We start from the raw sequence: 8,443 nt of genomic DNA, 5'->3' as shown, positions 1-8,443 counted from the left end.
GCGAGCAAGCTCGCTCCCACAGGGAGTTTCGTTGTCACCTGAATCGCGTTACTGCTTTTCAAGTACCCAGCGCCGATCACCCGGCGTAAACGACGGCATTTCATCCGCCAGCGCCGCATTCACGGTCTGGAAGATCTCCAGTTTCTTGCCATTGCGGGCGAAGATCCAGGTGTTGCCCTGGCCGTTCTGTTGCAGCCAGATGTTGTCGTTGCCACCGCTCATGGAGGCGCAGTCGCCGGCCAGGCACAAGGCGTAGCGATCGGCACCGGGCAAGCCGCTGACCTGGCCGTCAGGTTGGAATTGCACCGTGGCGCCCAGGCCTGGGCCCTCGACGATGTTCCAGTTGCCACCCAGGTAGGCGGTGTACAACGCTCGCTCGAAGCTGGCGCCAATCGGTGCGCCTTCCGGCACTTGCACCTGGGCGCGGTCGAACACTTGCTGCGGCTCGTTTTCGGTGGCGGCCTGGCTCAACTGGTCGCCGTCGCGCTTGAGTTCGCTGGCGGAGCTGCCGTAGAAGTCGACCTTCCACGCGCCGTCCTGTTCGCCGAGCAGCTTGCCTTCGACATTTTCAAAACCGTTGGTGTAGCGCGCCTGGCCGGCCCGGGTGTTGATGTCCCACTCCAGGTTCGGACCGTAGCCCTGCAGCGCTTCGCGCAACGGGCCGCCCTTGGCGGCAGCGTCGATGGCCGCCTGGTTGATCCAGGTGCCGCTGATGTCACGGTCGGCAGGGTCGCTGGCGCAGCCGCTCAGAACGAGGGCAAACAGCGAGAAGGCAAGCGCTTTGCGCATGAAGGAATCCTTTCAGAACGAAAACGGCGCAGCGGGAGACGCTGCGCCGGGCTTTTTACTCGATGACCAGGATGGCGTCCATCTCGACTTGGGCGCCCTTTGGCAAGGCGGCCACGCCAATGGCTGCGCGGGCAGGGTAAGGCTGGTCGAAATACTTGCCCATGATCTCGTTGACCTTGGCGAAGTGGCTCAGGTCGGTGAGGAAGATGTTGAGCTTGACGATGTCCTTGAACGAACCGCCGGCGGCCTCGGCCACGGCTTTCAGGTTCTCGAAGACCTGCACGGTCTGGGCTTCGAAGCCCTCGACCAGTTCCATGGTTTTCGGGTCCAGCGGGATCTGGCCGGACATGTAGACGGTGTTACCCGCCTTGATTGCCTGGGAATATGTACCGATGGCGGCCGGGGCCTTGTCGCTGGAGATAACGGTCTTGGTCATTCATGACTCCTTGTAATGAGGGCGCTGTTTGCAGGGCTATGCACGCATCCGCGTGATGCGGATGACCCCTGTCAGGGCGCGCAGTTTCTTGATCACGCGGGCCAGGTGTACGCGGTCGTGCACGCTGACCACCAGTTGGACGACGCTAATGCGGCCATCGCGTTCGTCCATGCTGATTTTTTCGATGTTGCCGTCGGCGGCGTTGACGCTGCTGGCCAGCAGGGCGATCAGGCCGCGCTGGTGCTCCAGCTCGACGCGCAGCTCGACATTGAATTCGCCGGTGACATCCTTGGCCCATGAAAGCTGGATGCATTTCTCCGGGTTGTGGCGGATTTCGCTGATGTTGCGGCAGTTGTCCAGGTGCACCACCATCCCCTTGCCGGCAGACAGGTGGCCGACAATCGGGTCACCCGGGATTGGCGTGCAGCACTTGGCATAACTGAGCACCAGGCCTTCGGTGCCGCGAATCGCCAGCGGACCTTCGGGGCTCGGCAATTGTTCGCCTTCGCCGAGCAGGCGGCGGGCGACGACATAGGCCATGCGATTGCCCAGGCCGATGTCTTCAAGCAGGTCTTCGATCAATTCGAGACGGTATTCGTGGAGCATCACCTGCACGCGCTCGGCCGGGATCTTGTCCAGAGAGCTGTCGAAACCGTTCAGGACCTTGTTCAGCAGGCGTTCGCCGAGGCTGATGGACTCGGAGCGACGTTGCAGCTTCAGCGCATGGCGGATGTGCGTGCGGGCCTTGCCGGTGACCACGAAGTTGAGCCACGCCGGGTTGGGGCGCGCGCCGGGGGCGCTGACTATTTCCACCGTGGAGCCGCTTTGCAACGGTTCGGACAGTGGTGCCAGGCGGCGGTTGATGCGGCAGGCGATGCAGCTGTTGCCCACATCGGTGTGCACGGCGTAGGCAAAGTCCACGGCCGTGGAGCCCTTGGGCAGTTCCATGATCCGGCCTTTGGGAGTGAAGACGTAGACCTCGTCTGGAAACAGGTCGATTTTTACGCTTTCAATGAATTCCAGGGAGTTACCGGCGCGCTGTTGCATTTCCAGCACGCCCTTGACCCACTGCCGCGCGCGGGCGTGAGTGCTCTTGGGTTGCTCGTCGCCGCTGGATTTGTACAGCCAATGGGCCGCGATGCCATTGTTGGCCATCTCTTCCATTTCGCGGGTGCGGATCTGGATCTCGATCGGTACGCCGTGCATGCCAAACAGCGTGGTGTGCAGCGATTGGTAGCCGTTGGCCTTGGGGATCGCGATGTAATCCTTGAAGCGCCCCGGCAACGGTTTGTACAAATTATGTACGGCACCCAGCACGCGGTAGCAGGTATCGACCTTGTCGACGATGATCCGGAACGCGTAGACGTCCATGATCTCGTTGAAGGCCCGACGCTTGCCGCGCATTTTCTTGTAGATGCCGTAGAGGTGTTTCTGCCGCCCGCTGACTTCGCCTTCGATGCCGTCGATGGCCAGGCAGTGGCTCAGGGACTCTTCGATCTTGTTGACGATTTCCTTGCGGTTGCCCCGGGCGCGCTTGACGGCCTGGTTGATCCGCGCCGAACGCATCGGGTGCATCGCCTTGAAGCCCAGGTCCTCGAACTCGATGCGGATCGCGTGCATGCCCAGGCGGTTGGCGATGGGTGCGTAGATTTCCAGGGTTTCCTTGGCAATGCGCCGACGTTTTTCGCCGGACAGCACTTCCAGGGTGCGCATGTTGTGCAGGCGGTCGGCGAGCTTGACCAGGATCACGCGGATATCGCGGGCCATGGCCATGGCCATCTTCTGGAAGTTTTCGGCCTGGGCCTCGGCCTTGGTCTCGAAGTTCATCTGGGTCAGCTTGCTGACCCCGTCGACCAGTTCGGCCACGGTTTCGCCGAACTGCGCTTGCAGCGCTTCCTTGGCAATGCCGGTGTCTTCGATCACGTCATGCAGCATGGCCGCCATCAGGCTCTGATGGTCCATGTGCATGTCGGCAAGAATATTCGCCACCGCAAGCGGATGCGTGACGTACGCCTCGCCGCTGCGGCGGCGCTGGCCGTCGTGGGCTTGTTCGGCGTAGAAATAGGCTCGGCGGACCAGGTTGACCTGGTCCGTGCCGAGGTAGGCCGATAAGCGATCGGCGAGGGCGTCTATGCTCGGCATGATAGTGACTCCTGCCGTCTGCTGTGACCCCGCGCCGTGCTACGTCGACCAGGCATAGGCTTAGACCGCCTCGTTGGACTCGTCCTCGAACGCTGCGAACAGCGGTTCGTCTTCGACGATTTCAGCGTTGGCGATGAACTCGTAGCTCATCAGGCCTTCGGCGATTTCACGCAGCGCTACCACGGTAGGCTTGTCGTTTTCCCACTGGACCAATGGCTCTTTGCCGCCGGTGGCCAGTTGACGGGCACGCTTGGTAGAGAGCATGACCAGCTCAAAGCGGTTTTCCACGTGTTCTAGGCAGTCTTCAACGGTTACGCGGGCCATGGTATTCCTCGGAGCGAATGCAATATGCGCGCTGCCCGGTTGGGCGAGCGGACTCGACAGTTTAAAAAAACACCAGCGTTTAGGGAAGCGCTGATTTTTTAACCAAACCCCTCGGCGCGCTGCGAGTACCAATGTAAAGCCGTCGCAGCGGTTTTGGGAAGGGCTGTTCAGCCCAGCAGTTCGGCCAATAATTTGCCGAAACGTTGCTGTTGGCGTTTTTGCTGGAGCTGGCTGGCGCGGAAAATCGCCTTCAAATCATCCAGTGCATGGGCGAAATCGTCGTTGATGATCAGGTAATCGTAGTCGACGTAATGGCTCATTTCGCTGACCGCTTCGCGCATCCGGCCTTCGATGATTTCATCGCTGTCCTGGCCGCGGTTGGTCAGGCGCTGGCGCAAGGCTTGCTGGCTCGGCGGCAGGATGAAGATCGAGCGGGCATGGGGCATCAGCTTGCGAACTTGCTCGGCGCCCTGCCAGTCGATTTCCAGGATCAGGTCGTGGCCTTCGTCCAGCGTTTGCTGGAGGTAGCTCTGCGACGTGCCATAGAGGTTGCCGAAGACTTCGGCGCGTTCGAGGAAGTCGCCGTGCTCGGCCATCCTCACGAACTCCTCGCGGTCGACGAAGTGATAGTTCACCCCGTTGACTTCGCCCGGGCGCATCGCGCGGGTGGTATGCGAGACCGAGACGCGGATCTGCGGCTCGGCGTCGATCAGGGCCTTGACCAGGCTGGTCTTGCCGGCGCCCGAAGGCGCGGAAATGATATAGAGAGTGCCGGTGCTGTGGGTCATGTCGGGTTAGCCTTACTCAATGTTCTGCACTTGTTCGCGCATTTGCTCGATCAACACCTTGAGGTTGACCGCTGCCTGCGTGCTGCGCGGGTCGAAGGCCTTGGAGCCCAGTGTATTGGCTTCGCGGTTGAGCTCCTGCATCAGGAAGTCGAGGCGGCGACCGGCCGCGCCGCCGGACTTGAGTACCCGGCGGACTTCGATGATGTGGGTGCTCAGGCGATCCAGTTCTTCGGCCACGTCGCTCTTTTGCGCGAGCATGACCATTTCCTGTTCCAGGCGCTGCGGGTCCAGCTCGGCCTTCATGTCGGCGAAGCGGTCGAGGACTTTCTGGCGCTGGGTGGCGAGCATCTGTGGGACCAGCTCGCGCAATGTGACGACGTCCTCTTCAATGGCGGTCAGGCGTTCATTGATCAGCCGGGCCAGCTCCGCGCCTTCGCGCTCGCGGCCGGCCTTGAGCTCGTTCAGGCCTTGATTGAACAGCGCCAGTGCCTCGGCGTTCAGCGCCTGGGGATCGCTTGCGTCGCCCACCAGGACGCCTGGCCAGGCCAGGACCTCCAATGGATTCAGGGCGGCGGGGTTCTTGATCAGGCTGGCGACGGTTTCTGCGGCGGCGACCAGTTGCGCCGCACGCTCGCGGTCGATCTGCAGCGTCTTGCCGCTGCTTTCTTCGGTGAAGCGCAGGGTGCATTCCAGCTTGCCCCGGGACAGGCCCTGGCGCAGCGCTTCGCGCACGCCGCCTTCGAGGTCGCGGAAGGACTCGGGCAGGCGCAGGTGCGGCTCCAGGTAGCGGCTATTGACCGAGCGCAGTTCCCAGCTCAGCGTGCCTTGGGCGCCGGCCTTCTCGACGCGGGCGAAGGCGGTCATGCTGTGCACCATGGAGGTTCCTCGCAATGCAGGCGGCCACGACGGTGGTCGTGGCGCCTGGGATCTGTGGATAGATGCCGCAGGGCAGCAAAGGCGCAGGATTGTAGCGCAGTGGGACGCAAGCGCCCAAACAGCTCCGGTTACAAAGCGCTGCAGCCCGTCGGCCGGGGCTTCTAGCGTGTTCACCCGTCGCGTCGGCTTTTTAGATCTGCCCTATGACGGTCCACGGCTCTATAATGCCCAGCAGTTTTCCGTCCTCAGTACAGGTGTTCCCTATGAAACGTCCAAGTGGTCGCGCTGCCGATCAGCTTCGCTCGATCCGCATTACCCGCAACTACACCAAACACGCCGAGGGATCTGTACTGGTCGAATTCGGTGATACCAAGGTCATCTGCACCGTCAGCGTCGAAAACGGCGTGCCGCGTTTCCTCAAGGGCCAGGGCCAAGGCTGGTTGACCGCCGAATACGGCATGCTGCCGCGCGCCACCGGCGAGCGGAACCAGCGCGAGGCCAGCCGTGGCAAGCAGGGCGGCCGGACCCTGGAAATCCAGCGCCTGATCGGTCGTTCGCTGCGCGCCGCGCTGGACATGTCCAAGCTGGGCGACGTCACGCTGTATGTCGACTGCGATGTGATCCAGGCTGACGGCGGCACTCGCACCGCGTCCATCACCGGCGCGATGGTTGCGCTGGTCGATGCCTTGAAAGTGATCAAGAAGCGCGGCGGCCTGAAGGGCGGCGACCCGCTCAAGCAAATGATCGCCGCCGTGTCGGTGGGCATGTACCAGGGCGAGCCCGTGCTGGACCTGGACTACCTGGAAGACTCCGCCGCCGAGACCGACCTGAACGTGGTCATGACCAGCGCTGGCGGCTTCATCGAAGTCCAGGGCACTGCCGAAGGTGCGCCGTTCCAGCCGGAAGAATTGAACGCTATGCTGGAGCTGGCGAAGAAAGGCATGAACGAAATCTTCGAATTGCAAAAGGCCGCCCTGGCCGACTGATCGTTGTGCGCTTCAGACAAGGAGAATGTCATGAGTGATGAGCAAGTCCTGCTGCCCCAGCCAAGCAAAGAAGCGCGGCAATGGGCGATGTTTTGTCACCTGTCCGCCTTGCTGGGGATCTGGATTCCGTTCGGTACGCTGATCGGGCCGCTGGTGCTCTGGCAACTGAAGCGCGATTCCGATCCGTTCGTTGACGCCCAAGGCAAGGAGGCGCTGAATTTCCAGATCACCGTGGCGATTGCCTCGGCCATCAGCCTGTTGCTGATGGTCGTGGTCATCGGCTTCTTCCTGTTCGGCCTGGTGGCTATCGGTGCGCTGGTGCTGACCATCATTGGTGGCGTGAAGGCCAATGAAGGGCAGCCGTATCGGTATCCGTTTACCTGGCGATTGGTTAAATAACGATCAGTAAACGCCTGTCCCTGTGGGAGCGAGCTTGCTCGCGATGGCGGTGGATCATTCAACATCGATGCTGAATGAAAAATCGCTATCGCGAGCAAGCTCGCTCCCACAATGGGTCTTCAACGCCCACAAAAAAACCGACATTGCTGTCGGTTTTTTTTTGTGGGTGCGAATGACACTTAGATCGTCAACGTCCAGTCGTAGTCCACGATCAGTGGCGCATGCTGCGAGAACCGTGGCTGGCGCGGCAGGCGGGCGCTGCGTACGAAGCGGCGCAACCCGGGCGTCAGCAACTGGTAGTCGAAACGCCAGCCGAGATTGAGCATCTCGGCCTGCTCGTTGTCGGGCCACCAGCTGTACTGGTCGCCTTCACGGCTGACTTCACGCAGGGCGTCGACATAACCCATGTTGCCAATGATCTCGTCCATCCAGGCCCGTTCCGGCGCCAGGAAGCCAGGAGATTGCTGGCTGTCGCGCCAGTTCTTGATATCCAGCTTCTGTTGCGCCACGTACAGCGAGCCACAGTAGATGTACTCGCGACGTTTGCGCCGCTGTTTATCAAGGTAACGGGCGAAGTCGTCCATCAACTTGAATTTCTGATTCAAATCTTCATCGCCGTTCTGCCCCGATGGGAGCAGTAAGGTCGCGATGCTGACCTTGTCGAAATCGGCTTGCAGGTAGCGCCCGTAGCGGTCCGCCGTCTCGAAACCGAGACCGTTGATGACAGCCTTCGGTTGCAGCCGCGAGTACAAAGCCACGCCACCCTGGGCGGGGACTTCGGCATCGCAGGCATAAAGGAAGTAACCATCCAGTTGGAAGGCTGCATCGTCCAGTTCAAAGGCGGAGGCGCGGGTGTCCTGCAGGCAGATGACGTCGGCATTCTGTGCTTGCAGCCAACTGAGCAAACCACGCTCGACTGCAGCCTGAATACCATTGACGTTCACACTGATGATCCGCATAAATGGCCCCAAAAATCACGTGCGTGTATGATACACGCCGTGTACCTATTTAGCTAAATCCGCGGTATTTGAGGCTTTTTTTCATGCAGGCGTATCAGCGCGATTTCATTCGCTTTGCCATCGATCGCGGCGTTTTGCGCTTCGGTGAGTTCACCCTCAAGTCCGGGCGCACCAGCCCGTACTTCTTCAATGCGGGCCTGTTCAACAGCGGAACCGCGCTGGCGCAGCTGGGTCGGTTCTATGCGGCGGCCATCGTCGAGAGCGGCATTGCGTTCGACGTGTTGTTCGGCCCCGCCTACAAAGGCATCCCCCTGGCCGCCACCACCGCCGTCGCCCTGGCCGAGCACCATGGCCGCGACTTGCCTTGGTGCTTCAACCGCAAGGAAGCCAAGGCCCACGGCGAGGGCGGCAGCCTGGTCGGCGCGCCGCTGACCGGCGACGTGCTGATCATCGATGACGTCATCACCGCCGGCACCGCCATCCGCGAAGTGATGCAGATCATCGCCTCGCAAGAAGGCGCCAAGGCCGCCGGCGTGCTGATCGCCCTGAACCGCCAGGAGCGCGGCAACGGTGAGCTGTCGGCGATCCAGGAAGTGGAGCGCGACTTCGGCATCCCGGTGATCAGCATTGTCTCGCTGAACCAGGTGCTGGAGTTCTTGGCCGACGATCCGCAGCTCAAGCAGCATCTGCCTGCGGTTGAGGCTTATCGAGCGCAGTTCGGCGTCTGAGAGACCTGCGCAATCC

The 8,443-nt window shown here is 61.4% G+C and carries 10 protein-coding genes; 3 read left to right on the top strand and 7 right to left on the bottom strand.

Translation table 11 applies throughout. The features are described 5' to 3' along the window. Positions 1–48: 48 nt before the first annotated feature. From OC610_RS16025 to OC610_RS16000, 6 genes are all read right to left on the bottom strand, one after another. Positions 49–789, bottom strand: a complete 741-nt coding sequence (locus OC610_RS16025) for a hypothetical protein (protein ID WP_264428976.1) — start codon at positions 787–789, stop codon at positions 49–51. A gap of 55 nt (positions 790–844) precedes the next feature. Beyond that, positions 845–1,225, bottom strand: coding sequence for a RidA family protein (locus OC610_RS16020; protein WP_030142177.1), 381 nt, complete (start codon positions 1,223–1,225; stop codon positions 845–847). A gap of 36 nt (positions 1,226–1,261) precedes the next feature. After that, the gene (spoT, locus tag OC610_RS16015) at positions 1,262–3,367 is read right to left on the bottom strand and encodes a bifunctional GTP diphosphokinase/guanosine-3',5'-bis pyrophosphate 3'-pyrophosphohydrolase (RefSeq protein ID WP_030142176.1); all 2,106 of its coding nucleotides are present in this window, start codon (positions 3,365–3,367) and stop codon (positions 1,262–1,264) included. A 60-nt stretch (positions 3,368–3,427) separates the two neighbouring features. After that, complete coding sequence (gene rpoZ, locus OC610_RS16010; RefSeq protein WP_003177259.1) at positions 3,428–3,691, bottom strand: DNA-directed RNA polymerase subunit omega; 264 nt, start codon at positions 3,689–3,691, stop codon at positions 3,428–3,430. Between the two features lie 167 nt (positions 3,692–3,858). After that, positions 3,859–4,479 (bottom strand): guanylate kinase, encoded by a 621-nt coding sequence (gmk, locus tag OC610_RS16005; RefSeq protein WP_264428972.1) that lies wholly within the window; start codon positions 4,477–4,479, stop codon positions 3,859–3,861. A gap of 12 nt (positions 4,480–4,491) precedes the next feature. Further along, on the bottom strand, positions 4,492–5,355 hold the full coding sequence (locus OC610_RS16000; RefSeq protein WP_264428971.1) for a YicC/YloC family endoribonuclease: 864 nt from the start codon (positions 5,353–5,355) through the stop codon (positions 4,492–4,494). A 263-nt stretch (positions 5,356–5,618) separates the two neighbouring features. Here OC610_RS16000 and rph point away from each other — a divergent pair, with 263 nt between their 5' ends. Both rph and OC610_RS15990 read left to right on the top strand, forming a co-directional pair. Further along, positions 5,619–6,341: a ribonuclease PH gene (gene rph, locus OC610_RS15995; RefSeq protein WP_003177262.1), complete on the top strand. Its 723-nt coding sequence runs from the start codon at positions 5,619–5,621 to the stop codon at positions 6,339–6,341. 30 nt (positions 6,342–6,371) lie between these two features. Further along, a complete protein-coding gene (locus OC610_RS15990) occupies positions 6,372–6,740 on the top strand; it encodes a DUF4870 domain-containing protein (protein WP_264428968.1) in 369 nt (122 codons plus the stop codon). A 179-nt stretch (positions 6,741–6,919) separates the two neighbouring features. Here the strand turns inward: OC610_RS15990 and OC610_RS15985 are convergent, their stop codons facing one another. Further along, positions 6,920–7,699 carry an exodeoxyribonuclease III gene (locus OC610_RS15985; RefSeq protein ID WP_013694557.1) on the bottom strand — a complete coding sequence of 260 codons (780 nt, stop codon included), beginning with the start codon at positions 7,697–7,699 and terminating at the stop codon, positions 6,920–6,922. A gap of 83 nt (positions 7,700–7,782) precedes the next feature. Here OC610_RS15985 and pyrE point away from each other — a divergent pair, with 83 nt between their 5' ends. Continuing rightward, entirely contained in the window at positions 7,783–8,427 is a 645-nt protein-coding gene (gene pyrE / locus OC610_RS15980) for an orotate phosphoribosyltransferase (protein ID WP_264428964.1), read from the top strand. Positions 8,428–8,443 lie beyond the last annotated feature (16 nt).

This window comes from Pseudomonas agronomica (assembly GCF_025917275.1).
In the GTDB taxonomy this organism is placed as follows: domain Bacteria; phylum Pseudomonadota; class Gammaproteobacteria; order Pseudomonadales; family Pseudomonadaceae; genus Aquipseudomonas; species Aquipseudomonas agronomica.
Note: the sequence above shows the minus strand (reverse complement) of the source record. Positions and strands in the feature narration are given on the sequence as shown.

Coding starts and splice junctions, on each gene's coding strand:
- OC610_RS16025 (WP_264428976.1), bottom strand. CDS start 789: ATGCGCAAAGCGCTTGCCTTCTCGCTGTTTGCCCTCGTTCTGAGCGGC.
- OC610_RS16020 (WP_030142177.1), bottom strand. CDS start 1,225: ATGACCAAGACCGTTATCTCCAGCGACAAGGCCCCGGCCGCCATCGGT.
- spoT (WP_030142176.1), bottom strand. CDS start 3,367: ATGCCGAGCATAGACGCCCTCGCCGATCGCTTATCGGCCTACCTCGGC.
- rpoZ (WP_003177259.1), bottom strand. CDS start 3,691: ATGGCCCGCGTAACCGTTGAAGACTGCCTAGAACACGTGGAAAACCGC.
- gmk (WP_264428972.1), bottom strand. CDS start 4,479: ATGACCCACAGCACCGGCACTCTCTATATCATTTCCGCGCCTTCGGGC.
- OC610_RS16000 (WP_264428971.1), bottom strand. CDS start 5,355: ATGGTGCACAGCATGACCGCCTTCGCCCGCGTCGAGAAGGCCGGCGCC.
- rph (WP_003177262.1), top strand. CDS start 5,619: ATGAAACGTCCAAGTGGTCGCGCTGCCGATCAGCTTCGCTCGATCCGC.
- OC610_RS15990 (WP_264428968.1), top strand. CDS start 6,372: ATGAGTGATGAGCAAGTCCTGCTGCCCCAGCCAAGCAAAGAAGCGCGG.
- OC610_RS15985 (WP_013694557.1), bottom strand. CDS start 7,699: ATGCGGATCATCAGTGTGAACGTCAATGGTATTCAGGCTGCAGTCGAG.
- pyrE (WP_264428964.1), top strand. CDS start 7,783: ATGCAGGCGTATCAGCGCGATTTCATTCGCTTTGCCATCGATCGCGGC.